The organism is Duganella aquatilis (assembly GCF_009674565.1).
Lineage (GTDB): Bacteria > Pseudomonadota > Gammaproteobacteria > Burkholderiales > Burkholderiaceae_D > Rugamonas > Rugamonas aquatilis.
This window is the reverse complement of record NZ_WKJL01000006.1, coordinates 99617-124137: the sequence shown is the minus strand read 5'-3', so window position 1 is coordinate 124137 and position 24521 is coordinate 99617. Positions and strand designations below refer to the sequence as shown.

17 protein-coding genes are annotated in these 24521 nt (G+C 64.6%); 5 read left to right on the top strand and 12 right to left on the bottom strand.

Annotated elements, in window-relative coordinates; all coding sequences use genetic code 11:
• The first annotated feature begins 120 nt into the window (after positions 1–120).
• On the top strand, positions 121–2880 hold the full coding sequence (locus GJ698_RS11265) for a putative bifunctional diguanylate cyclase/phosphodiesterase (RefSeq protein WP_371865245.1): 2760 nt from the start codon (positions 121–123) through the stop codon (positions 2878–2880).
• Here GJ698_RS11265 and GJ698_RS11260 read toward each other — a convergent pair.
• Positions 2877–4808 carry a cytochrome c/FTR1 family iron permease gene (locus tag GJ698_RS11260; RefSeq protein WP_229259938.1) on the bottom strand — a complete coding sequence of 644 codons (1932 nt, stop codon included), beginning with the start codon at positions 4806–4808 and terminating at the stop codon, positions 2877–2879. The genes GJ698_RS11265 and GJ698_RS11260 overlap by 4 nt on opposite strands.
• 99 nt (positions 4809–4907) lie before the next feature.
• On the opposite strand from GJ698_RS11260, the gene GJ698_RS11255 reads away from it, so the two are divergent.
• Both GJ698_RS11255 and GJ698_RS11250 read left to right on the top strand, forming a co-directional pair.
• Positions 4908–5288, top strand: coding sequence for a BlaI/MecI/CopY family transcriptional regulator (locus GJ698_RS11255; RefSeq protein ID WP_154357711.1), 381 nt, complete (start codon positions 4908–4910; stop codon positions 5286–5288).
• Positions 5278–6462 (top strand): M56 family metallopeptidase, encoded by a 1185-nt coding sequence (locus GJ698_RS11250; protein ID WP_154357710.1) that lies wholly within the window; start codon positions 5278–5280, stop codon positions 6460–6462. Before GJ698_RS11255 ends, GJ698_RS11250 begins: the two co-directional genes overlap by 11 nt.
• Here GJ698_RS11250 and GJ698_RS11245 read toward each other — a convergent pair.
• From GJ698_RS11245 to kbl, 3 genes are read right to left on the bottom strand one after another with little or no spacing between them, the layout of a single operon-like run.
• Positions 6443–7813, bottom strand: a complete 1371-nt coding sequence (locus tag GJ698_RS11245; protein ID WP_154357709.1) for an L-serine ammonia-lyase — start codon at positions 7811–7813, stop codon at positions 6443–6445. The two genes, GJ698_RS11250 and GJ698_RS11245, sit on opposite strands and share 20 nt — an antisense overlap.
• Before the next feature lie 35 nt (positions 7814–7848).
• Positions 7849–8817: an NAD-dependent epimerase/dehydratase family protein gene (locus GJ698_RS11240; RefSeq protein WP_154357708.1), complete on the bottom strand. Its 969-nt coding sequence runs from the start codon at positions 8815–8817 to the stop codon at positions 7849–7851.
• 25 nt (positions 8818–8842) lie between these two features.
• A complete protein-coding gene (gene kbl, locus GJ698_RS11235) occupies positions 8843–10048 on the bottom strand; it encodes a glycine C-acetyltransferase (protein ID WP_154357707.1) in 1206 nt (401 codons plus the stop codon).
• A gap of 113 nt (positions 10049–10161) precedes the next feature.
• Here kbl and GJ698_RS11230 point away from each other — a divergent pair, with 113 nt between their 5' ends.
• Positions 10162–10737, top strand: a complete 576-nt coding sequence (locus GJ698_RS11230; protein WP_154357706.1) for a helix-turn-helix domain-containing protein — start codon at positions 10162–10164, stop codon at positions 10735–10737.
• On the opposite strand, the gene GJ698_RS11225 is transcribed toward GJ698_RS11230, so the two are convergent.
• The 6 genes from GJ698_RS11225 to GJ698_RS11200 all read right to left on the bottom strand — a co-directional run bounded on the left by GJ698_RS11225 (position 10656) and on the right by GJ698_RS11200 (position 20433).
• A complete protein-coding gene (locus tag GJ698_RS11225; protein ID WP_154357705.1) occupies positions 10656–11231 on the bottom strand; it encodes a PEP-CTERM sorting domain-containing protein in 576 nt (191 codons plus the stop codon). The genes GJ698_RS11230 and GJ698_RS11225 overlap by 82 nt on opposite strands.
• Positions 11228–12430 carry an ammonium transporter gene (locus GJ698_RS11220; RefSeq protein WP_154357704.1) on the bottom strand — a complete coding sequence of 401 codons (1203 nt, stop codon included), beginning with the start codon at positions 12428–12430 and terminating at the stop codon, positions 11228–11230. Before GJ698_RS11220 ends, GJ698_RS11225 begins: the two co-directional genes overlap by 4 nt.
• A 182-nt stretch (positions 12431–12612) precedes the next feature.
• Positions 12613–15123, bottom strand: coding sequence for a zinc-dependent metalloprotease (locus GJ698_RS11215; RefSeq protein WP_154357703.1), 2511 nt, complete (start codon positions 15121–15123; stop codon positions 12613–12615).
• Entirely contained in the window at positions 15123–17288 is a 2166-nt protein-coding gene (locus tag GJ698_RS11210; RefSeq protein ID WP_208023808.1) for a prolyl oligopeptidase family serine peptidase, read from the bottom strand. Before GJ698_RS11210 ends, GJ698_RS11215 begins: the two co-directional genes overlap by 1 nt.
• Positions 17289–17370: 82 nt before the next feature.
• Positions 17371–19794 (bottom strand): putative bifunctional diguanylate cyclase/phosphodiesterase, encoded by a 2424-nt coding sequence (locus tag GJ698_RS11205; protein ID WP_154357702.1) that lies wholly within the window; start codon positions 19792–19794, stop codon positions 17371–17373.
• A 15-nt stretch (positions 19795–19809) separates the two neighbouring features.
• Positions 19810–20433 carry a methylamine utilization protein gene (locus tag GJ698_RS11200; RefSeq protein WP_154357701.1) on the bottom strand — a complete coding sequence of 208 codons (624 nt, stop codon included), beginning with the start codon at positions 20431–20433 and terminating at the stop codon, positions 19810–19812.
• A gap of 221 nt (positions 20434–20654) precedes the next feature.
• On the opposite strand from GJ698_RS11200, the gene GJ698_RS11195 reads away from it, so the two are divergent.
• Positions 20655–22412: a GGDEF domain-containing protein gene (locus GJ698_RS11195; RefSeq protein ID WP_154357793.1), complete on the top strand. Its 1758-nt coding sequence runs from the start codon at positions 20655–20657 to the stop codon at positions 22410–22412.
• A 1-nt stretch (position 22413) separates the two neighbouring features.
• Here the strand turns inward: GJ698_RS11195 and GJ698_RS11190 are convergent, their stop codons facing one another.
• Both GJ698_RS11190 and GJ698_RS11185 read right to left on the bottom strand, forming a co-directional pair.
• On the bottom strand, positions 22414–23817 hold the full coding sequence (locus GJ698_RS11190) for an SEL1-like repeat protein (RefSeq protein WP_371865244.1): 1404 nt from the start codon (positions 23815–23817) through the stop codon (positions 22414–22416).
• Positions 23818–23892: 75 nt separating this feature from the next.
• The gene (locus GJ698_RS11185) at positions 23893–24516 is read right to left on the bottom strand and encodes a 3'-5' exonuclease (RefSeq protein ID WP_154357700.1); all 624 of its coding nucleotides are present in this window, start codon (positions 24514–24516) and stop codon (positions 23893–23895) included.
• Between the last annotated feature and the right edge of the window lie 5 nt (positions 24517–24521).

Below are 24521 nucleotides of genomic sequence, written 5' to 3'. Positions count from 1 at the left end.
CGGTACAAAGGCGAGGGGTTATTATAGTGCCCCTCGGGCCTTCCCGTAAAAATTCACGTTGTTTTATGGTCATCCCGCCATTCTGCGGTGCTGGCTGGGGCGCGACCCAGGCCCTATACTGTGACACTCCAGCATCTCGCCGTCACCGACATGAAGTCCCACGCCAGTTCATCCCAACCGCAGTTCATCAGCTATCTGTGGGCCTGCTTCGGCACCCTGCTGCTGGTGGCGGCGGCGTTCATGTTCTATGTGTGGACCGAAAAACGCATCGACCAGGCCAATGACCTGCGCTACGCCTCGCACAATCTGGTCGAGGAGCTGCGCCAGTCTTCCGACGATCTGACGCGCATGGCGCGCACCTACGTGGCCACCGGCGATGCGCAATACCGCCGGAACTACAACGAAATCGTCGACATCCGCGACGGCCGTTTGCCGCGCCCGCGCAACTACGAAAACGTCTACTGGGATCTGGTGCTGGCCAACGGCCAGCGGCCGCGCGAAGGCGACGCCGCCATGCCGCTGATGCAGATGATGCGCGAAGCGCGCTTCGCGCCGGAGGAACTGGCGCTGCTGGCGGCCGCCAAGAACGAATCGGACAAGCTGGTGGGCCTGGAGATCGCCGCCATGGACCTGCGCGAGGCCGGCGGCGACGTCGCCCAGGCTACCGCCATGCTGCACAACACCGCCTATCATCGCGCCAAGGCCGACATCATGCGCCCGATCGGCGCCGTCAACGACAGCGTCGACCACCGCACCCGCCTGCTGGTGGAGGAAACCGCGCTGGACGCCAACATGGCCAGGGCGGCTTTCATGTTCAGCGCCGTGGTGCTGGTGATCCTGGTATGGCGCGCCAAGCGCCGGCTGGACGCCTCGCTCGGCTGCTCGGTCGACCAGCTGCAGGCCGGCATGGAAAAGCTCGGGCGCGGCGACTTCTCCGATCCGTTGACCGTCTCCGACAACGCACGCGACAGCGTGTGGGGCTGGCTGGCGCACACCCAGCAAGGCCTGGCGCGGCTGGACGCTGAACGCAATGAGGCGGTCGAACGCATCCAGCGCATCAGCCGCCTGTATTCGGCCCTCAGCCAGTGCAACCAGGCGATTGTGCGCAGCCATAGCGAGGCCGAACTGTTCGAGCGCATCTGCCGCGACGTGGTCAGCTACGGTGGCATGGCGATGGCATGGATCGGCATGATCGACAAGGAGCATGGCCGCATCGTGGTGGCCGCGTCCTACGGCGGCGGCGTCGAATACCTGGACCAGCTGGAAGTGTCGCTGGACCCGAACACGCCGGAAGGCCGCGGGCCGATCGGCCTGTCCTATCACAGCGGCCAGCCCTACTGGTGCCAGGACTACCAGCACGCGCCGGAAACGGCCTACTGGCATGCGCACGGCACGCGCTACGGCTGGGCGTCATCGGCCGCGATTCCGCTGCGCCGCAACGGCGAGATCATCGGCTTCTTCGCGCCCTACTCCAGCGCCGTGAACGCGTTCGACCACGATGTGCGCGAACTGCTGCTGGAAATGACGCTCGATATCGAATTCGCGCTGAAGAACTTCGACCGCGAAGCGGCGCGCCAGCAGACCGACCAGCGCGTGCAGTACCTGGCGCACTACGATGTGCTGACCGGCCTGCCGAACCGCTCGCAGTTGCACGAACGCGCACGCCAACTGCTGGACCAGGCCCGCACCAGCCGCTGTTCGATGGCGCTGATGATGCTGGACCTGGACCACTTCAAGGACATCAACGATTCGCTGGGCCATACGGTGGGCGACTCGCTGCTGTCCGAACTGGCGCTGCGCCTGACCAGTTGCATCCGCGAAGGCGACATGGTGGCGCGCCTGGGCGGCGACGAATTCATTTTCGTGCTGCGCAATGTCGGCAGCAGCGAGGCAAGCGACGTGGCGCGCAAGCTGCTGGACATGACCGGCCAGTCCTACACGGTCGGCGTGCACGACCTGAAGGTCACGGCATCGATCGGCATCGCCATGTATCCGGACGACGGGCTGGATGTGGAGACGCTGCTGCAACGCGCGGACGCCGCCATGTACCAGGTCAAGCGCGCCGGCCGCCATGACTTCCGCTTCTTCACGGCCGCCATGCAGCAGCGCGCCGCCCGTCATTTACAGGTGGTGAACGCGCTGCGCTACGCACTGGAACGGGAGCAAATGCACGTGGTGTATCAGCCGCAGGTGTCGCTGAAGACGGGCCGCATCGTCGGCGCCGAAGCGCTGCTGCGCTGGAGCACACCGGAGCTGGGCGTGGTGTCGCCGGCGGAATTCATCCCGGCCGCCGAGGAAAGCGGTTTGATTGTGGCGATTGGCGATTGGGTGCTGCGCCAGGCCGTGCGCCAGGCGCGCGCATGGCTGGACGCCGGCTTCCCGCCGATGGTGATGGCGGTGAACCTGTCGGCCATCCAGTTCCGCACCGCCGATCTGCCCTCGCATGTGGCGCAGGTACTGTATGAAGAAGGCCTGCCGCCAGAATACCTGGAACTGGAGTTGACGGAAGGCGTGGCAGTGCAGGATCCGCAGGGTGCCATCGCCACCATGAACCAGCTGCACGATCGCGGCATCCGCATGTCGATCGACGACTTCGGCACCGGCTTCTCATCGCTCAGCCACCTGAAGAAGTTCAAGGTCTACAAGCTGAAGATCGACCAGTCCTTCGTGCGCGACATCAGCACCGACAGCGAAGACAAGGCCATCGTCAGCGCCATCATCAACATGGCGCGCAGCCTGGGGCTGACCACCATTGCGGAAGGCGTGGAGACGATGGAACAGCTGGAGTTCCTGCGCGAGCAGGACTGCGATGAGATGCAGGGCTACCATTTCAGCAAGCCATTGACGCCGGACGCCTTCCGCGCCCTGCTGGAACGTTAAGCCTTCACGCTCCGCGCCGCCGAGATGCGGTTGAAACCGAAGCCGGCGACCAGGATCGCCAGCACCAGCGCCTGCGCGCCCAGCGTTTCAGCGGTCGGCAGCACGCCGAGGATGTCGACGCGCGGGAAGCTGACCGGCGTCACGCCTATCCATCCGGCTTCCTGCAAGGCGGCCATGCCCTTGCCGATCAGGATCACCGCCAGCACCGCAACAAAGCCCGAAGTGAAGGAGAAGAACTTCCCGATCGGCATGCGCGCGCTGGAGCGCAGCAGCACCCAGGCGATGATCGCCAGAAGGACCACCGCCGCGACAAAGCCTCCCAGCAGTGCACCGCCGTTGCCGTCCGCCGCCAATGCGGAGTAGAACAGCACCGTCTCGAACACTTCGCGGTAGACAGCGATGAAGGACAGCGCGAACAGGCTCCACGCGGTCCTGCGGCTCATGGCGGCCGACAGCTTCTCGCTCAGATATTCCTGCCAGCGTCCGGCGCTGCTCTTCTGGTGCATCCACAGGCCGACGCTCAACAGCACCAGCGCCGCGAACACGGAGCCGACGCCCTCGCTCACTTCGCGGCTGGCGCCGCTGATCGTCACCAGATAGGTCGCGGCTACCCAGGTCAGTATGCCGGCTGCCAGCGCGCCGATCCAGCCCGTGTGCACATACGGCAGAACGTCCTTGCGTTGCGCCTTGCGCAGGAAGGCGACGATGCCGATCACGATCAGCAGCGCCTCGACGCCTTCGCGCAGCAGGATGGTCAGCGCGCCGACAAAGGTGGTCATCGGGTCGGTCTTGGCGTCACCCAATTCGGTTTCTACCAGCGTGAACAGCTGCATCAGCTCCTTGCCGACCGCGTCGGCCTTCGCGACGTTGCCGTCGGCGACTGCGGAGCGGTATGCCAGCATCGCGCTTTCGACGGCGGCCAGCAGCGATTTGTTACGGGCGCCGACCATCGGCTCGATCGGCTCGAAGCCGTCCAGATAGGCGGACAGTCCGAGTTTTGTCGCCGTCGCGCGGTCGCCGGCATGCAGGGCGGTCAGACTTTCGGCCAGGCGCGCACGCGACAGCGCCAGGCCAGATGGCTTAAGCGCTTCGGCTTCGGCCGGCTTGCTGCGGATGTAGGCGGTCAGGTCGTGCGCCGTCTGCACGCTGGTTTTGGCGGCGATGGCTTCCTGCGTCAGCGTGGTGACGGCGGCCAGGTCGGGGAAATGGGCGCGCACCGCCGGATCATCCTTCCACAGCTTTTCGCCGCGTTTGCGTGCGGCGGCGTCGTAGGACAGGCCGCCGATGAAGAAGGCCAGATCCCAGCGGTCCGCTTCTGGCAGCGCCGCGAAACTGGCCATCGACGTACCGGCCACGCCTTGCGATACCACCTGGTACAGCGCTAGCAGGCTGCGCGACTGGGCGCGTTCGGCGTCTGAGAATGCGATTGGTTTGGGATCGAGCGAGGCTGCCAGCGGACCATCGCCATGACCGGCCGCGCCGTGACAGGCGGCGCACTGCGCGGCATACAGCGATGCGCCGCGCGTCAAGTTCGGCATGGCTTTCGGCGCCACCGGGATCGGATAGGCGGCGATCAGCAATGCGTTGGCGTGATGCGCGAGGCGCTTCACTTCGGCCGCATCGGCCTTGCGCATGACGGCGGCACGCAGGTCCGCCACCGCAGCCAGCACGCCCGCCTTGGAGGCATGCGCCGGCAGGCTGGCGGCCTGCTTGGAGGCGTTGTCGGTAAAGTCCAGCATTTCCGCATATTCGGATTCGCTGGTCGCCACGCCGTTTGCGACCGCGCCGCCGTAATCGACTGCGACGTAGTCAATCAGCTGCCACAACTGCTTTGCACCGGCGTTTGGATCGCCGCCCTGTGCATGCACGGTTCCGCTCAGGCAGAGCGCCAGCAGCACTATCGACCAGATTCTTGTCGCAATCAACATGATTCTTATTCTCATTGTTTATTCAAGTTGGCGACTATATGTCAATTTTGAAGTTTCTGCAGGTTGACATGATTGATTACATATGTAATCGTTAACCGCATGAATAAACCTATCCAAATCAGCGAAGCCGAGTCGCAAGTCATGGAAGTGCTGTGGAGCGGCAGCCCGCACACGGCGGAAGACGTGGTGGCGGCGCTCAGCAGTCAACAGCAATGGCAGGAAGCCACCATCAAGACGCTCTTGAACCGTTTGCTCAAGAAAGGAGCGGTGCGGGCGGAGAAGGAAGGCCGGCGCTTCCTCTACTCTCCTCTTTTGACGCGGGACCAGTGGCTGGCGGCGGAAAGCGGCAGCATGGTGGAACGCCTGTTCGGCGGCCGCATTGCGCCGCTGGTCGCGCATTTCGGCCAGCACGGCAAGCTCAGTGCAGGCGACCTGGAAGATCTCAAACGACTGGTCAAAGAGCTTGGCGATGGCAAATGACATCTTGCGCGGGCTGCTCGCAGTCAGCTTGACCGCCGGCGTCGTGATGCTGTTGCTGTGCGCCGCGCGCGTTCATCTGCGCCGTGCTTTCGGCGCGAAGGTTGCCTATGCCGCCTGGGCCGCCGTGCCGGCAGCCGTGATAATGGCGCTGCTGCCGGCTGCGCGCATGCCTGCGCCGGTACAGCAGGCGGTGTCGCCGCTGCGCCATATCGCCGGTATCAGCGCGCCCGCCGTGCTGCCGGCGGCCGCGCCATGGCAGCCATGGCTGGTGACGCTCTGGCTGATCACCGCCGCAGCGATGCTGGCATGGCTATGGCGCGCGCATGTCCGCTATCGCAGCAGCCTTGGCACGCTGCGCTTGCAGGATGGCGTCTTTTACAGCGCCAGCGAAGGCCCGGCAGTGGTCGGCCTTTGGCGTCCCATCATCATCGTGCCGGACGATTTCGTCGTGCGCTACACGGCGCAGGAGCAGCAACTGATCCTCGCTCACGAAGCGGTGCACGTGCGCCGCCGCGATCCGCTAATGAACGCCCTGTGCGCACTGCTGCAATGCGTGCTGTGGTTCCATCCGCTGGTGCACCTCGCGGCGCACCGCTTCCGGCGGGACCAGGAACTGGCGTGCGACGCCGCCGTCATGCATGCGCATCCCGGTCTGAAACGCAGCTACGGCGAGGCGATGCTGAAAACGCAGATGTCCGACCAGACCGTACTGATTCACTGCCACTGGCAATCCGTCCACCCACTAAAGGAGCGCATCATGCAATTGCAGCAAACTGCCCCAACACCATTCCGCCGCCTGCTGGGCCGCGCCACCATCACCGCCCTCGTCGCCGCTTGCGGCTATGGCGCCATGGCGGCCAACGCCCGTGTCGAAAGCACGGATCGATACATGGTGAAGATGAAGCTGAACGCCGGCGGCGACGCCTCCGCGCCAGCGCTGCTGGTTCAGGAAGGCGTTCCGGCCACGGTGGAAAGCAAAGGGAGCGATGGCGTGTGGCGCACCGAGCTAGTGCTGAAGAAGGCCGGCGATAACTCGGTGTTCGTGAAAACGGTCATCAAGCATGATGACCGCGTGGTCGGCAATCCAGGCTTGCTGGTGCCGATCGGCGAAACCGCAGCTGTCGCCGTTGACGACTTCAAGCTGCAGCTCGCCGTCAGCAGGCAGCGTGATTGACGGTGATGACGTGAATCGCCAGGCCGCCCAGGGAGGTTTCCTTGTACTTGGCCTGCATGTCCGCGCCGGTCTGGCGCATGGTCTCGATCACTTCGTCGAGGCTGACGAAATGGGTGCCGTCGCCCTTTAACGCCAGCGAGGCGGCCGTGATGGCCTTGACCGCGCCCATGCCGTTACGCTCGATGCACGGAATCTGCACCAGGCCACCGATTGGATCGCAGGTCATGCCCAGATGGTGCTCGATGCCGATTTCGGCGGCGTTCTCGATCTGGCCGTTGCTGCCGCCCAGCGCAGCGACCAGACCCGCTGCAGCCATGGCGCAGGCCACGCCCACTTCGCCCTGGCAGCCGATTTCCGCGCCGGAGATCGACGCATTGCGCTTGCACAGCATGCCGATGGCCGCTGCCGTCAGCATGAAATCGCGCACGCCGCTGACAGGATCACTCGGCTTGCAGTCTTCCGCGTAGTAGCGCAGCACCGCCGGGATGATGCCGGCAGCGCCGTTGGTGGGCGCCGTCACCACGCGGCCGCCGGCGGCATTTTCTTCATTCACCGCCATCGCGTACAGGCTAACCTGGTGCATGGCGTCGTGCGGCAGGCTGTCGGTCTTCGGTGTGCGCGTTTGCGACCACAGGCCAGCGGCGCGGCGTTTGACGTTCAAGCCGCCCGGCAGTTGGCCCGGCGTTTCCAGGCCATGGGCGATGCAGTCGCGCATGACGCGCCAGATCTTATCCAGGCCCGCGTCCAGTTCTTCGTCGCTGATGCGCACGCGCTCATTCGCGCGCAGCATTTGCGGGATGGTCAGGCCGCTGCGCACGCCGTGCGCCAGCAGTTCGTCCATGGTGGCGAACGGGTAAGGCACGCTCACCGAAGCTACCGCCGCCGCTTCCTCGCCCTCTTCCCGGATAAATCCGCCGCCCACCGAGTAGTAGACTTTGGAGACGGCGCCGCCGTCCTTGCGGGTCAGCGTGAAGCGCATGCCGTTCGGATGCTCCGGCAGCGATTCGGCCATGTGGAACACCAGGTGCGTGCCGCGCTTGAACGGCACGGCGTGGCGGCCCAGCAGGTTCAGTTGGCCGGCCGCTTCAGCTTCCGCCAGCTGCGCATCGACGCGCGTGGGCGCCACGTCTTGCGGCGTTTCGCCCATCAGGCCCAGAAGAATGGCTTTGTCGGTGGCGTGGCCGATGCCGGTCAGGGCCAACGAGCCGTATAGCTCGGCCTTGACTTCGGCCACGTCATCCAGCGGAGCGTTATCCTGCAAGAACCGGCGCGCGGCAACCATCGGACCCACGGTGTGGGAACTCGACGGGCCGACGCCGATCTTAAATAAATCAAAAACGCTCATGTCCATCAGGTGTCTCTCTCTTTCTCGTTGCAGGCGCGCTCTCAGGCGGCCTTGCTCAGGCTGACGTCGATATTCGCCAGCATACTGTCTACCATTTCATCCACGCCGATACGCGCTTTCCAGCCCCAGTCGGCGGTGGCGGTGGCGTCGTCCAGGCTTTGCGGCCAGCTGTCGGCGATGGCCTGGCGGCTGTCCGGCTTGTAGGCGATCTTAAAGTCCGGCAGCTTGCGGGTGATCGCCGCGGCCAGCTGCTCCGGATTGAACGACACGCCGGCCACGTTGTACGACGAACGCACCTTGACTTGCTCCGCTGGCGCATCCATCAATTCGATGGTGGCGCGGATGGCGTCGGGCATGTAGATCATCGGCAGCGTGGTTTGCGGGCCGAGGAAGCATTCATAACGCTCGCCGCGCAGCGCCGAGTGGAAGATCGCGATCGCGTAATCGGTGGTGCCGCCGCCCGGAGGCGATTTGTAGCTGATGATCCCTGGATAGCGGATCGAGCGCACGTCCACGCCGTATTTCAGGAAGTAGTACTCGCACAGACGTTCGCCGGCCAGTTTGCTGATACCGTAGATGGTGGTCGGGTCCATCACCGTCAGCTGCGGCGTGTCGGCGGCCGGCGTGTTCGGGCCGAAGGCCGCGATCGACGATGGCCAGAACACCTTCAGCGGCTTGCCGATGGCGCCGCGCTCGCGCGCCACTTCCAGGATGTTCAGCAGGCCGTCCATGTTCAGCGTCCACGCCTTCAGCGGCGCCGCTTCGCCGGTGGCCGACAGCATCGCCGCCAGCTGGTAAACCTGGGTGATGCCTTCATCGGTGACCAGCGCGGCCAGCGCCTGCTTGTCCAGAACGTTCAGCGTGGTGTAGCGCGCTGCGTTGTACAGGTTGGTCGGGCTGACATCGCTGGCGATGACGTTCTGCGCGCCGTGCTGCGCGGCCAGTGCTTCCACCAGTTCGCTGCCGATCTGGCCATTGGCGCCGATGACGAGGATTTTTTGTTGTTCCATTTCTGTGTTCCTGACGATTTTCATATTAGTTCTTCAGCAGGCCAAGTTCGCGGCCGGCCTGTTCGAATGCTTTGAGCACGGTGTCCAGCTGTTCGCGGGTATGCGCGGCAGACAGTTGGACACGCACGCGCGCCTGGCCCATCGGGACCACCGGGTAGAAGAAGCCGCTGAGCAGCACGCCCAGTTCATACATTCGTGCAGCGAACTTCTGCGCCACCGGCGCATCGAACAGCATCACAGGAACCACAGGATGGGTGCCCGGCTTGATGGTGAAACCGAGCGCTTCGATCTCTTTGCGGAAGTAGGCGGTGTTCTCGTGCAGGCGGTCGCGCAGCTCGGTCGACTGCGACAGGCGCTCCAGCACGGCCAGCGAAGCGCCGGCGATCGACGGCGCCAGCGTGTTCGAGAACAGGTAAGGACGCGATTTCTGGCGCAGCATCTCGATCACCTCCTTGCGGCCCGAGGTGAAGCCGCCCATGGCGCCGCCCAAGGCCTTGCCCAGGGTGCCGGTGATGATGTCGATCTTGCCGACCACGTTGTGGTGCTCGTGCGTGCCGCGGCCGGTCTTGCCCATGAAGCCGGAGGCGTGGCATTCGTCGATCATCACCAGCGCGCCGTATTTGTCGGCCAGCTCGACGATCTTGTCCAGCTGGGCGATGGTGCCGTCCATCGAGAACACGCCGTCGGTAACGATGACTTTATGGCGCTTGTCGGCGGCCGCCTGCAGTTGCTTCTCCAGGTCGGCCATGTCGTTGTGGGCGTAGCGGAAACGCGCGGCCTTGCACAGGCGGATGCCGTCAATGATCGATGCGTGGTTCAGCGCGTCGGAGATGATGGCGTCGTTCTCGTCGAACAGCGGCTCGAACACGCCGCCGTTGGCGTCGAAGGCGGCCGCGTACAGGATGGTGTCTTCGGTGCCGAGGAATGTCGAAATCGCCTGTTCCAGCTGCTTGTGCACGGTCTGGGTGCCGCAGATGAAACGCACCGACGACAGGCCGTAGCCGAATTTTTCGGTCGCATCGATGGAGGCTTGCGCCACCCACTCCTGGCCGGACAGGCCGAGGTAGTTGTTGGCGCACATATTAATCAGCATTCGACCATCTTCGCTCATCACTTCCGAACCCTGGCGGGAAGCCAGGACGCGCTCCGGCTTGTACAGGCCCTGTTCGCGCAGTTGATCCAGGTTTTGCTGGAGGCCGCTATAGAAGGTGTTTTTTGCTTGATTGCTCATGATGGTCCTTGTCTGTGATACGATTTCGCCATCTTATGCGAAATTCGTTATTTCGAATTCAAATTCGATATATTGAATTTTATCGAGAACCAGTGAACTCCGCAACCCAAACAATGAAAACAACTGTATCAACCAATGCGCCGCCGGAAGTTGGCGCCGCTTTGCAGCGCCTGCGCCTGGCGCGCGGCCTGACGCTGGAAGACCTGTCGCGCATCGCCGGCGTGTCCAAATCAATGTTGTCGCAAATAGAACGCGAGAAGGCCAACCCCACCATCGCCATCACCTGGCGCCTGGCCAATGCGCTGGGCGTGCAGATCGGCGAACTGCTGGCCACCGCCGAGCGCGAGACCGAAACCATCCGCGTGGTCGACGCCCACGAGACGCCTACCCTGCCCGGCCTGCATGCCGGCTACGTGCTGCGCATCCTCGGGCCGCTGGAACTGGCAAGTAAGTATGAATGGTATGAGCTGACGCTGTCGCCGGGCGGCGAGCTGGCTTCGCAAGGCCACGATCCGGGCGCGCAGGAGCACCTGACGCTGCTGCACGGATCGGTCGAAGTGGAAGTCGGCAATGACAAGAAGAAGGTCAAGCTGGGCAGCACCGCGCGCTACCCCGGCGACCAGCAGCACATCATCCGCAACGCCGGCAAGACCGAGGCGAAGGCGCTGCTGGTGGTGATCCACCGCTGAACTGCGGTCAGGCTCAGGCCAGCCAACAGCAATACCCAGCTTTCCGGTTCGGGCACAGGAAGCGCAGGGAGCGCTGCAACGCTGAAGTCATAGCTGATGCTTTGGACTTCGGCAACCGCTCCCCAACCGCCGGTGGAGGCGGCTAAAGCATTCAGGTAACCGTCGACCGCCAAAGCAGCACTGCCGGCGGTCGCGCCCGAGGAAAAAGCATAGTCTTCATAAGCATAATCGGAGGTGGTGACCACCTGGTACACCCCTACCGAGCCAGCGGACGAAAAGACGCCATTGGCAAAGGAGCCAATATTCAAATTCCCTCCGGAATCGACAGTGGCATAGCCGCGATCCTGCACGGCGGTGACATTATTCAAGTGCACCGCCATACTGGACAGCAGTTGATAACTGGCGTGGGCAACAATCACCAGGCCGGCCGTATAGCACAACAGTATCAAATTGAGTATATTTTTTGATATCTCCTGGCGAACACGCCGCGTCACCAGTTGGCTTCGCGTTCCGGCGTCGAGCTGATACGGTGGATCGACAGGTCGGCGCCCTGGAACTCCTCCTCCGGATCGAGCCGCAGGCCCATCGTCGCTTTCAACAGGCCGTAGATGGCGAAGCCGCCAGCCAGCGCGATCGAGACGCCCATCACGGTGCCCACCAGTTGCGACAGCAGCGACACGCCGCCCATTCCGCCCAGCTCCTTGTGACCGAAAATGCCGGCGGCGATGCCGCCCCAGGCGCCGCACAGGCCGTGCAGCGGCCACACGCCCAGCACGTCGTCGATCTTCCATGTGTTCTGCGCCAACGTGAAGGTCCAGACGAAGATCGCGCCGGCGATGCCGCCCACCACCAGGGCGCCCAGCGGGTGCATCAGGTCGGAGCCGGCGCACACCGCCACCAGCCCGGCCAGCGGGCCGTTGTAGGCGAAGCCCGGATCGTTCTTCCCCATCAGCAGCGCCACCAGCGTGCCGCCGACCATCGCCATCAGCGAGTTGACCGCTACCAGCCCGTTCATCTTGTCCAGCGCCTGCGCGCTCATAACGTTGAAGCCGAACCAGCCCACCGTCAGGATCCAGGCGCCCAAGGCCAGGAACGGGATCGACGACGGCGGATGCGCTGCCATCGCGCCGTTCTTCATGTAGCGGCCGCGTCGCGCGCCCAGCAGCAGCACCGCCGGCAGCGCCACCCAGCCGCCGACGGCGTGCACCACCACCGAGCCGGCGAAGTCGTGAAAACCGGCGCCAAACGCCTGCGTCAGCCACGCCTGCACGCCGAAGCGCTGGTTCCAGGCGATGCCTTCGAAGAATGGGTAGACCAGGCCGACCAGCAGCGCGGTGGCGATCAATTGAGGGTGAAAGCGCGCCCGCTCGGCGATGCCGCCCGAGATGATGGCCGGGATCGCGGCCGCAAACGTCAGCAGGAAGAAGAATTTGACCAGCTCGTAGCCGTTCTTGACGGCGAGCACTTCGGCCGAGGAAAAGAAATTGATGCCGTAGGCGATGCTGTAGCCGACAAAGAAATACGCAATCGTCGATACCGCGAAATCCACTAGTACCTTGACCAGCGCATTGACCTGGTTTTTTTTGCGTACCGTGCCCAGCTCCAGGAAGGCAAAGCCGGCGTGCATCGCCAATATCATGATGGCGCCGAGCAAAATGAATAATGCGTCGGCGCCGTCTTTATGTCCATCCATCAAATCACTCCCCAAAATAATGCAAAAAATTAAAACAGATGTAGACCAAAGCAATATCCGTTCCAATTTGGTGCAAATTTTAAGTCTATGATTTAACTATATTTTTATTTTTGGGAAAGTTATGCACCGACAGCGTGCGCACCGAAATATGGCATCATTTTGGTGCGCACGCCGTCAACCGCCTAGATCGGCGCGCCTGGCGGCACCACCGGCAGCGAGCGCAGCTTGACGCTACGTGGATCGTTCAAGTACGCGGCCATGTGCTCGGCGGCCTGCCTGCGGCTGTCGGCGATCACGCCCTTGCCCGGATTGTTGTTCAGCCACCGCACCAGCTCGCGCACCGACGCCCGCACTTCCGCAGCGGCCTGCGGATGCAGCTTGGCGCCGTCGAGCAGATTCAGCAAACCATCGACCACCACCCAGTCGGCCGCCAGCTGTACCGCTTCGCCGCCAACCACGGAGGCCGGCACCGGCTCGCGCCTCCAGGTTTTGGCCAGCAGCAGCGACAGCGCCTCCTGCACGCCGGGCTGCTGCGCATCGCGCGCGTGCTGCCATGCGAGGCGGTTGACGCGACCGGCGTCCAGCAGGAAACCGGCGGTCTGCGCGGCGCCGGCCTCGGCGATCGAGAAGGCGTCGAACACCGAGTCCATGCGGGTGGCGAAGTATTCGCGGCCGCGCTCGTAGCCAGCCGCCGGTGGCGTCAGCACGTCCAGCACCTTGGCCGGCAGCGCCAGGTATTCGGCGCGCAGGGTGTCGGTCAGCTTGTTCAGCGCCTGGCGCTGCACCGCCGCCGGCGTGACCTTGACGCCGGCGCTGGCGATGCCCGCCTTGATGTCGCCGGCACTGGCGTAGTCGAATTCCCCGCCGCCGATCAGGCGCGCCACGGCCTCGCCTTGATAGCGCTGCAGCAGGTAGACCGGCACCAGACGCGCTTCCAGTTCGCCGATCTGGCGCGCGTCCGGCAGCACATCGGGCGAGAAGGTTTGCAGCGCGCGCTGCCGCACCGCGCCCAGCTGATCCCAGGTCTTCAGCGTATCCGGACCGAAGTCCCACAGCAGGCCGTCGGGATGGCTGGCGCCCGGCAAGCGGTCGTCCTGGTCGCTGGAGTACAACATGCCGGCCGCGTGGGCGTCGCCGCGCAGCCTGGCCAACGCAGCCTGTTCCTGCGCGCCGCCGCCGAAATCGCCGTAGATGTACTTGACGATGTAATCGTCCCACGGGCCGACGCCGACGCCGTAGGCGTTGGCCAGGTCAACTTCGCCTTTGTCGTTCAGCTTGAGGATGGGATGCGGATAATCCATCACCGAGCCATTGCCCATGCGGCTGGCGGCGAAGTTGTGCGCGAAGCCGAGCGCATGGCCGACCTCGTGCGCGGACAGCTGGCGCAGGCGGGCCAGCGCCATTTCCTCGGCCAGCTTTTGCTTGTCGGCCGGCGCATTCTTGCCGTAGGGAGCCAGCAGGCTCTCGGCGATCAGGATGTCCTGCCGCACGCGCTGCGATCCAAGCGTGACGGCGCCGCGCAGGATCTGGCCGGTGCGCGGATCGGTCAGCGCGCTGCCGTAGGACCAGCCGCGCGTGGCGCGGTGCACCCAGTGGATGATGTTGTAGCGAATATCCATCGCATCGACGCCTTCGGGCAGCAGCTCGACGCGATAGGCGTCCTTGAAGCCGGCCTTTTCGAAAGCGCTGGCCCACCACGAGGCGCCTTCGATCAGGGCCGAGCGCACCGGTTCGGGCGCACCGCGATCGACGTAAAAGACAATCGGCTTCTTGACCGTGCTGACGGCGGCGGCCGGATCGGTCTTCTCCAGCCGATGGCGCACTTGCCAGTGCACGTCGATGCTGCTGGCCAGCGGCGTGGCGAAATCGAAGTAGTTGACGTCGAAGCCGCCGGAGAACGGGTGATAGGCGCGCGGCTGCCAGCCGGAACTGGCGTCCAGGCGCGGCAGCCGCACCATGCTGATACGCTGGCGCAGCGACAGGCTGGCCGGATCGGCGGCGACTTGCCGCACGTAGTCGGCCTGCCCCGGACCGGCGCAGGTCAGCAGCGATTCGAGTTCGACATTGTCGGGAAAGGCTCTGGCGTCGGCCGCCAGCACCGCGCTGCGCGCCACATCGACCGCATACGCGCCCTGCCTGGCGGCGGCCAGGCGTGCGCCGACGCCGTGACGGTCGGCCAGCAGGAAGCTGGAGAAGTCGATCAGGTAACGGTCGTTGTCGCTGGCGACGATATCGCCGGACCACAGCACCGCGCTGGCGAACGACTCCTTGACGGCGGCGCGTTCATCCTTGTCCTCCGAGGCGGCGATGTAGCCGGTGTTTTCCTGCACGAGGAACAGCCTGGCGCCGTGCTTCTCGAAATGCACCATGCGCATATCGCCCGGCTGGCCGCGATCGAGGCCGACGTCGTTGGAACCCAGCGCATACGGCAAGGAACTTAGCAACAGAAACGGCTGTTCCAGCGCGGCGACCGACAGCAGCACCCTGCCCTTGTCGGTATCGCGCCAGACGTCGATAAAGCCGGGCTGCGCTTGCAGGCCGCGCGTGGCTTCGGCGATCGGCCTGGCGGCGGGACCGTTGGACGTCGTGGCGGCGGGCGCGGAGGCGGCGGCAGCCGGCGCAACCGCCATCGGTACGGCGCCCATCATCAGCGCCGCCAACAGCAGCGGCGCGGCGGCTGGCGCGGCCCGCATCACTGCTGCCCCAAAGCTTTGGCGACGTCGGCGCCGGCATCCATCTTCAGCGCGCGCGACAGGAAGCCCCAGCGGTCCGCCACTTCCTCGATCTGCTTGGTGGTCGGCTTGCCGGCGCCATGACCGGCCTTGCTCTCGATGCGGATCAGAATCGGCGCGCCGCCGGGCGCCTGGTCGGCCTGCGCGGTGGCGGCAAACTTGAAGCTGTGGGCCGGCACCACGCGGTCGTCGTGGTCGGCGGTGGTAATCATGGTGGCCGGGTAGCAGGTACCCTTCTTCAGGTTATGCAGCGGCGAGTACTTGACCAGCGCCTTGAACTCGTCCGCGTTGTCGGACGAGCCGTAGTCCGAGGTCCATGCCCAGCCGATGGTGAATTTGTGGAAACGCAGCATGTCCATCACGCCCACCTGTGGAATCGCCGCCGCGAACAGGTCCGGACGCTGCGTCATCGCCGCGCCCACCAGCAGGCCGCCGTTGCTGCCGCCGCCGATCGACAGCTTGGCCGGCGACGTCACCTTGTGCGCCACCAGCCATTCGGCCGCGCCGATGAAGTCGTCGAACACGTTCTGCTTTTGCAGCTTGGTGCCGGCCGCGTGCCACGATTCGCCGTATTCGCCGCCGCCGCGCAGGTTGGCCATCACGTAGACCCCGCCCATTTCCAGCCACGCCAGGTTGGCCACCGAGAAGCTCGGCGTCAGCGAGATATTGAAGCCGCCGTAGCCGTACAGGTAGGTCGGGTTGCTGCCGTCCAGCTTCAGGCCTTTTTTCGAAACGATGAACATCGGCACCTTGGTGCCGTCACGCGAGGTGAAAAACTCCTGGCGGGTTTCAAACGCCGCTGGATCGAAGTCCACTTTCGGCTCGCGGTACACGCTGCTCTTGTTGGCCTTCAGGTCGTAGCGGTAGATGGTGCTTGGCGTGGTGAAGCTGGTGTACGAGTAGAAGGTCTCGGTGTCCGCGCGCTTGCCGCCGAAACCGCCGGCGGTGCCGAGGCCCGGCAGTTCGATGTCGTGCAATGCCTTGCCTTTCAGGTCGTAGACCTTGACCAGGCTGTGGGCGTCGCTCAGGTAGTCCACCAGCAGCTGGTTGTTGACCACCGACGCCGACACCATGGTGTTGCCGCCTTCGGGGACGATCTGCTTCCAGTTCAGCACACCCGGCTTGCGGGTGTCGATGCTGACGATGCGGCCGCGCGGCGCATTGCGCTCGGTGCGGAACAGGAACACCGCGCCGTCGTTGCCGATGAAGTCATAGGCGGCGTCGAAGTCCTCCAGCAGGCCGACCACCGGCGCATCCTTCCTGCTCAAATCCTTGTAGTAGACGCGGTTCTTGTTCTCCGTCCCTTGCGAGGCGTTGATGATCAGGAAGCGGCCATCCTCGGTGACCTCGGCGCCGAAGCCCCAGTCCTTGTGGTCCGGACGTTCGTACACCAGCGTGTCCGCGCTTTGCGGCGTGCCCAGTTTGTGGAAGTACAGCTTCTGGAAGTAATTGACGTCGGCCAGCTTGGTGGCTTCCTTCGGTTCGTCGTAGCGGCTGTAGAAGAAGCCGGAACCGTCATGCAGCCACGCGGTGCGCGAGAACTTGACCCACTTGATGTGGTCCTCGACATCCTTGCCGCTGTCGATGTCGCGCACCTTGATTTCGTTCCAGTCGGAGCCGGAAGCGGCCGTGCTGTAGGCCAGGTATTTGCCGTTCGGGCTGACCGCCAGTCCGGCCAGCGCCACGGTGCCGTCGGCGGCCAGCGTGTTCGGATCGAGCAGCAAACGCGGCACGTCGGCCAGCGTCTTCATGGTGTACAGCACCGACTGGTTTTGCAGGCCGTCGTTACGGCTGTAGAAATAACGGCCGCCTTCCTTGAACGGCACGGTGAAGCGTTCGAAGTTCCAAAGCTTGGTCAGGCGCGTCTTGATCGCCTCGCGGTTCGGAATCTGCGCCAGATAGCTCTGGGTCAGCTGGTTTTGCGCCACCACCCAGTCCTTGGTCTCGGCGCTGTTGGCATCTTCCAGCCAGCGATAGGGATCGGCGATGACGGTGCCGTGGTAGTTGTCCTGCTGGTCCACGGTGCGCGTCACCGGATAGTTGATTGCGGGGCCGGAGACCGGGCAGGTTTGCGCCATGGCGGCCTGGGAGATGATCAATGAAGCCAGAAGTGCTTTTCGTTGCATGTGTGATCCGTATCCAAGTAGGGTTCATCAGGAACACAGATCATAACTGGAAGCGGCCATCTTAGCAAAACGGCAAAGTCCTTTATTTGGCGTAGCTGACATCCGCCTCGTCGGCCGGCGCCGCGACGGATACCGGCGGCCGCCATTTCTCCAGCCACGGGATCATCTGGTCGGCCGGAATCGGACGACTCATGAAGTAGCCCTGGCCCTGGTCGCAGCCGAGTTCCGCCAGCAGGCGCCACACCGCTTCGCTTTCGATGCCCTCGGCCACCACGCGCAGGCCCATGTTGTGGCCAAGGTCGATGGTGGAGCGCACGATCTTGGTGTCGCCCTCGTCCTTCTCCATGTTCAGCACAAAGGATTTGTCGATCTTCAGTTCATCCACCGGCAGCCGTTTCAGGTAGGCCAGCGACGAATAGCCGGTGCCGAAATCGTCGATCGACAGGTCGAGGCCCATGGCGCTCAGGCGCTCCAGCGTATGCTGCGCGCGCACCGGATCGTCCATGATGGCGCTCTCGGTGATCTCCAGGCAGAACGAGCCAGGCGTCAGCTTGTGGCGCGCCAGCAGGTCGGCGAATTTGGCCGGCAGGTCCTGGTCCAGCAGGTCGCGCGTGGACAGGTTGACCGACACCTTCAGGTGATGGCCCTTGCTGGCCAGCTCGCGGCACAACTCGGCCGACTTTTCCATCACCCAGCGCGTCAGGATGCGGATGAAGCCGGTCTGCTCGGCGAATGGAATGAACTCGTCGGGGAATACGTTGCCGCGCTCCGGATGCACCCAGCGCACCAGCGACTCCATGCCCACCACCTTGCCGGTGTCGAGCGAAATCTTCGGCTGCACGTGCAGGCGGAACTCGTGGCGCTCGATGGCGTTGCGCAGTTCCGTCAGCAGCGACAGGCTCTTGGCGCTGGACTTGTCCATCGCCGCGTCGTACACCACGGCGCCATCGTTGCGCTGCTTGGCGGCGTACATCGCTACCTCGGCCATGCTCAACAAGGTCTCGCCGTCGTCGGCGTGTGCCGGATAGCCGGCGATGCCGAGGCCCGCGCCGATGTCGACCATCTGGTCTTCCAGCGACAGCGGGGTTTCCAGCGCCTGCAGGATTTCGGCGGCCATCTGCTGCGCGGCGTCCATGTCTGCGGCCGGCAGCAGCACGGCGAATTCGTCGCCGCCCAGGCGCGCCACCTGCGCCGACGACTGGCGGCGGTTCGCCAGCAGCAGCTGCAGGCGGCCCGCCACCTGGCGCAGCAGCGCGTCGCCGAAACTGTGCCCCATGACGTCGTTGACGTGCTTGAAGCGGTCCAGGTCCATCATCAGCACGAACAAGGCTTCCTCGCGGCCGCGCGCGTTGAGCAGCGCGTCGTTCAGCAGCAGCACGAACTGCGCGCGGTTCGGCAGGTTGGTCAGCGTGTCCCAGTACGCCAGGCGGCGGATTTCCTGTTCGCGCTTGGCGATCCCTTCGCGCATGGCGTCGAAGGCATGCGCCAGCTGGCCGATTTCGTCTTCGCGCCGGCTGTCGATCGACACCTTGTAGTCGCCCTGCTCCAGCCGCTTGGCGGTAACCGCCAGCTCGCTGATCGGCTGGGCGATGCGCTTGGCGGTAAACACGATGGCCAGCGCCGAGGCGAAGATGCCGCCCAGCGTCAGGCCGATCAGCCAGCGCTCCAGGCGGCGGTATTCGGCGGTGGCTTCATCGATGGAACGCGCCAGCAGCACGCTGGCGGTCTGGCCGTTGTCCTCGCCGATCGACATCAGGCGCGCGCTGTACTGCGAGGCTTCCACCGTGATGTCGAACGGGCCGTCGGGCGCCTTGGCGCCGCGCGCCTGCAGCTGGTCGACCACTTCCTGCGCCGACGGACCAACAAAGGTGGAACCGGCCGACAGCCACTTGCCCTGCGTGTCGCGGGTCAGCACCGTGGTGTGCAGCGAACTGACTTCGCGCATGTCGCCGGCCAGTTGGCGGTCGATCGGGAAGGTCATCACGATCCAGCCGATGGTGATCGGCGCCTTGACCGGCATGGCGACGATCTGGAACGGCCGGTGGTCGACGATGGCGATGCCGATCGCGCCGTCGGCCGCTTCGGCCGCGTCCAGCATCGACAGCGCCATTTTTTCCAGCCCGGCCGCCTGCGCCGGGTTGGTCGAGACGCTGATCTTGCGGTCGTCGCCGATCAGCATGGTCAGCGACGCCTTGATGCGGCGGCCGCTGTTGGCCAGCGCCGACTCGATGGTGGCGCGGTCGCTTTCGTCGTTGTTGCCGATGGCGGCGACGAAGGCCGTGTCGCGCGCCAGCAGGCGCGCGCCGAAGCGCAGGTTCTGCGCATTCTGGTCCAGCAGGCGGCGGAAGATCTTGGAGCCGTTGCCCAGTTCACTGCTGATGGCGAGGCGGGCGTTGTTGTCGATGCCGCGCTGGATCACCAGCAGGCCGACCACCTGGACAGCCACGATCAGCGCCAGGAACAGCGTGACGATACGGGTTTCGAGGCTGCGAAAACGGAGACGCATGCTCAGGCCAGTCCTTTAAAGCGCGGCGTCGTCGGCCGCGGTGGGTTTCATCGGCAGCTTGAAGACGGCCGTCGTCAGGTCGCCCGCCTTCACCGTCAGCGTCTGCTCCGGCGTGGCGCCGCCCACGGTGTTGTAATGCCAGGCCTTGACCACGTACTTGCCGGCCGCCGGCAGCTCGATGCGGACGGCGCCGGAGCCGTCGGTCTTGGCGAAATACGGCGTGTCGACCACCTTCACGTAGGCGATCATTTTGTCATGAATATTGCAGCCGAGGACAACCGTGCCAGCCTTGTCGAACACCTGCGGCGACGCCGCCTGGCCGGAATACAGCTTCTGGTCGAATTTGTGCGCCGGCGAGAACGAATAGATGTGGTGGCGCACCTTGTCGTTGTTGGGGAAGTTGATGGTGGCGCCGGTCTGCACCACGGTCACCAGCGGCAGGAATTTCAGGCCCTTCTGCTCGATCTGCGCGGTGGCCGGCTTGCCGGCCGGCGATGCGCCGCCTTCGAGTTCGACATAGACCACGGTATCCGGTAGCACCTTGCCAGTCGCGTCCTGCACCTGCACTGCAATGCCGCTGGCGCCGGCGCTGGCCGCGCTAAACAGGCTCAAGCAAAAAACGAGGGAACGACCATGCATAAATACCTGCTCTCTTAAACGACGGTGTGATTGTCAATTGTAGCGCGTGTCCAGGACAATATGTTTCTTAAATTCATCATCCGGTAACAAATTGCTTCTATGATCGTACAGTTAAACTGATATTTGGCAAACGATTCATCGTGAATTCCGCACTCCAGCCGTCCGCCGGCGCCACAGTCACTTACCTGACGCCTCGCGACGAGGACGGGGAGGAAGCGCTGCTGCGTTCGCAGTTGTACGAGATCCTGGCGCGCAGGCAGCTCAGTGCGGTGTTCCAACCGATTGTACACATGCAGAGCGGCGAAATCATCGCTTATGAAGGTTTGATACGCGGGCCGTCCGGCAGTCCGTTGCATTCGCCGATGAATCTGTTCAAGGCGGCGCGCGCCAACGGCCTGACGGCGCAGGTCGAGAACCTGTGCCGCAAGGTGGTGCTGGAGCGCTTTGCCGAGCTGGCCCTGCCGGGCCAGCTGTTCCTCAACGTCAGCCCGGAGTGCCTGCTGCAGCGCGATGCGCGCCATGGCGAGACGCTGGAAATCATCCAGCAGATCGGCATCCATCCCGGGCGCGTGATCATCGAGCTGACCGAAAACCAGCCCACCTGCGACTACGCCCTGATGCGCGAGGCGGTGCTGCATTACCGCCAGATGGGCTTTCAGATCGCTATCGACGACCTCGGCGAGGGCTTTTCCAGCCTGCGGCTGTGGTCGGAATTGCGGCCCGAGTATGTCAAGATCGACATGCATTTCATCCAGGGCATCAATCATGATCCGGTGAAGCTGCAATTCGTGCGCTCGATCCAGGAAATCGCAGAGAAATCCAACACGCTGGTGATCGCCGAGGGCATCGAGACGCAGCCGGAGCTGCTGGTGCTGCGCGACGTCGGCGTCGCCTACGGCCAGGGCTACCATCTGGGCCGGCCGCAGCCGCTGCCCGCGCGCAGCGCGCAGCCCGAGGTGGTCAAGGCGCTGTCGCGCAACGGCGTCGCCGTATATCCGCAGCGCCTCAACGACCAGCACGCTTCCAGCATCCACAAGCTGCTGCACGAGGTGCCGGCGGTGACGTCGAGCATGAACAACAACGAGGTGTACGCGATCTTCCAGCGCGACCCGAAGCTGATGATACTTCCGGTGGTGGACGACGGCCAGCCGCAGGGCCTGATCAACCGCTTCGACATGATCGAGCACTTCGCCCGCCCCTACGAGCGCGAGCTGTACGGCAAGAAGTCGTGCCAGCAGTTCATGGACCGCACGCCGCTGGTGGCCGACCGCAACACCAGCCTGCAGGAACTGAGCTACCGCATGGCCAAGGCCGAGGCGCACCACCTGTTCAACGGTTTCATCATCACCGACCAGGGCCGCTATCTGGGCATGGGCACCGGCCACGACCTGATGCGCGAGATCACCCAGATGCAGATCCATGCCGCGCGCTACGCCAACCCGCTGACACAGCTGCCGGGCAATGTGCCGATCACCGAACATATCGAGCGTCTGCTGGAAAGCGGCGCCCGCTTCTGGGTCTGCTATTTCGACCTCGACCATTTCAAGCCGTTCAACGACATCTACGGCTACCGCCGGGGCGACGACGTGATCCAGCTGACCGGCAACATCCTCAGCGGCTATTGCGATCCCGACCGCGACTTTGTCGGCCACATCGGCGGCGACGACTTCATGGTGCTGTTCCAGAGCGAGGACTGGGAACGGCGCTGCCAGGCGGTGCTGGACGAATTCGGCCACAACGTGCTGGACTTCTACAGCGCCGACGACCGCGAGCGCGGCGGCTACCTCAGCGAAGACCGCCAGGGCAAAAAAGTGTTTTACTCGTTGATGAGCCTGTCGATCGGCGCGATCCGCGTCGAACCGCACCAGTACCACACCCACCACCAGATCGCCACCGCCGCCGCCGAATCAAAGAAGCAGGCCAAGAAAATCCACGGCAACAGCCTGTTCCTCGACCGCCGCCTGCCCGCCCGGGCCTGAGTCAGTCCGACGCCCGGTTGTGCGGCACGTAGCAGGCGCGCGCATGGGTGTCGCGCCATGCGTGCACCAGCGCCTGCGCCGCTTCGATGGCCTGCGGCGTCATCACCAGCGCCATCTTGCGGCGGTTGCTGACCGCCGCCACGTCGCCTGCCTGCGCCGCCAGCGTCAGCCACATGAAGGAGCGGGTCGGATCGCGCTCGACGCCGCGTCCGCAGCCATACATTCCGCCCAGGTTGAACTGCGCCAGCGCATGGCCCTGCTCGGCAGCCTTGCCGTACCAGTCGACCGCCTGCGCATCGTCGCGCTCGACGCCGACGCCGTTGGCGTACATCACTCCGAGGTTGTTCTGCGCGCTGGCGTCGCCCTGCTCGGCGGCGCTGCGATACCAGACGGCGGCCAGCGCCTCGTCGCGGGTCACGCCGTTGCCATTGGCGTACATGACGGCAACGTTGAACTGCGCATGCGGCGTGCCCTGCTCGGCCGCGCGCCGGTACCACTCCAGCGCCATGCCCTCGTCGCGCTCGACGCCGCGCCCGCGCGCGTACAGGCCGCCGAGGTTGTACTGTGCCAGCGCGTGGCCGGCCTGCGCCGCGCGCCGATACCAGGTGAACGCCAGCTCGTCGTCCTGCTCCACGCCCTTGCCGTTGGCCAGCATCACGCCGAGATTGAACTGGGCGTCGGCGTCTTCCTGCTCGGCGGCGCGCAGCAGCCAGGCGTAACCGCGGCGGGCGTCGCGCGACACGCCCAGCCCTTCGGCATAGGCCACGCCGACCAGGCGCTGGGCCACCGCATCATCCTGCGCCGCCGCCTGCCGGAACCAGGCCACCGCCTGCGCCTCGTTGCGCGGCACGCCGCGCGCGTGCTTGTACATCAGTCCCAGCTGCAACTGGGCGTTGGCGTCGTTTTGCAGGGCGGCTTTGCGGAACCAGGCCAGGGCCAGCGGATAATTTTGCGTCACGCCATAGCCGTTGCAGTACGCTTCGCCGACCAGCGTTTGCGCGCTGGCCAGGCCCTGCTCTGCGGCACGGCAAAAACAGGCCAGCGCCACTTCGTCGCTCTGCGGCACGCCACGTCCCTTTTTGTACATGAGACCGAGATTCTGCTGGGCCGACGCTTCGCCCTGGCGGGCGGCGCAGCGGAACCAGTGCGCGGCCAGGTCGTCGTCGCTGTCGACGCCGCGGCCGTAGTAGTACATGGCGCCCAGCTGATTCTGGGCGTAGGCCAGCCCCTGGGCCGCCGCCTTGCTCATCCAGCGGCAGGCCTGCGCTTCGTCGCGCGCCACGCCCTCGCCTTTTTTGTACATCCGGCCGAGATTGAACTGCGCATAGGCGTTGCCACGCTCGGCGGCGTCGAGGAACCACAGGTAGACGTCATGACCTTCTTTGGCCGTACACTGTTTTTTCACGATATGCCTCTGACCAACATGACAACACAGTTGATCAAAGTGTAAAACGCGGCCCCGGACGGGATTTGACAACGCTCAAACGGGCTGGCCGCGCTTTTGCAGGAATTGCGGCACCTTGGCGGCCGCCAGCTTGTTGACCGACACCAGCAGTTCACTGTCAACGCGGTGGATGCCGTACGTTGAACGAAGATGGCCGCCGATGTGCACCAGCAGCCTGGCGGCGACCTCGGCATCGGCCTCGGCCCGGTGAGCCGCGCTGTTGAAGCGGATGCCAAGCGCGCCCGACAGATGGCCCAGCTTGTAACTGCCCAGCTCCGGGAACACGCGGCGCGACAGTTTCAGCGAGCACACCAGCGACGCATGGCGCGGCGTCAGGTCCAGCCGCTCGGCCTCGGCGCGCAGGAACTTGTCGTCGAAGCTGGCGTTGTGGGCGGACAGCGGATCGCTGCCGATGAAGTCCAGCAATTGCGGCACCACTTCGTGCACCGGCGGCGCCTTGTCCACCATGGCCTGGGTGATGCCGGTCAGGCCGGTGATGAAGGATGGAATGCGCACGCCGCAATTGATCAGCGACACATAGCGCTCGACCACCTCGCCGTCGACGATGCGCAGCGCCGCCACTTCGGTGATGCGGTCGCCCATCGCGGGCGACAGGCCGGTGGTCTCGAAGTCGAGCATGACGATGGGCTGGTCGAGCATGGGGC

Excerpts from the sequence above, each read along its gene's own strand:
- GJ698_RS11260 (WP_229259938.1), bottom strand. The coding sequence starts at position 4,808 with ATGTTGATTGCGACAAGAATCTGGTCGATAGTGCTGCTGGCGCTCTGC.
- GJ698_RS11255 (WP_154357711.1), top strand. The coding sequence starts at position 4,908 with ATGAATAAACCTATCCAAATCAGCGAAGCCGAGTCGCAAGTCATGGAA.
- GJ698_RS11250 (WP_154357710.1), top strand. The coding sequence starts at position 5,278 with ATGGCAAATGACATCTTGCGCGGGCTGCTCGCAGTCAGCTTGACCGCC.
- GJ698_RS11245 (WP_154357709.1), bottom strand. The coding sequence starts at position 7,813 with ATGGACATGAGCGTTTTTGATTTATTTAAGATCGGCGTCGGCCCGTCG.
- GJ698_RS11240 (WP_154357708.1), bottom strand. The coding sequence starts at position 8,817 with ATGGAACAACAAAAAATCCTCGTCATCGGCGCCAATGGCCAGATCGGC.
- kbl (WP_154357707.1), bottom strand. The coding sequence starts at position 10,048 with ATGAGCAATCAAGCAAAAAACACCTTCTATAGCGGCCTCCAGCAAAAC.
- GJ698_RS11230 (WP_154357706.1), top strand. The coding sequence starts at position 10,162 with ATGAAAACAACTGTATCAACCAATGCGCCGCCGGAAGTTGGCGCCGCT.
- GJ698_RS11220 (WP_154357704.1), bottom strand. The coding sequence starts at position 12,430 with ATGGATGGACATAAAGACGGCGCCGACGCATTATTCATTTTGCTCGGC.
- GJ698_RS11215 (WP_154357703.1), bottom strand. The coding sequence starts at position 15,123 with ATGCGGGCCGCGCCAGCCGCCGCGCCGCTGCTGTTGGCGGCGCTGATG.
- GJ698_RS11210 (WP_208023808.1), bottom strand. The coding sequence starts at position 17,288 with ATGCAACGAAAAGCACTTCTGGCTTCATTGATCATCTCCCAGGCCGCC.
- GJ698_RS11205 (WP_154357702.1), bottom strand. The coding sequence starts at position 19,794 with ATGCGTCTCCGTTTTCGCAGCCTCGAAACCCGTATCGTCACGCTGTTC.
- GJ698_RS11200 (WP_154357701.1), bottom strand. The coding sequence starts at position 20,433 with ATGCATGGTCGTTCCCTCGTTTTTTGCTTGAGCCTGTTTAGCGCGGCC.
- GJ698_RS11185 (WP_154357700.1), bottom strand. The coding sequence starts at position 24,516 with ATGCTCGACCAGCCCATCGTCATGCTCGACTTCGAGACCACCGGCCTG.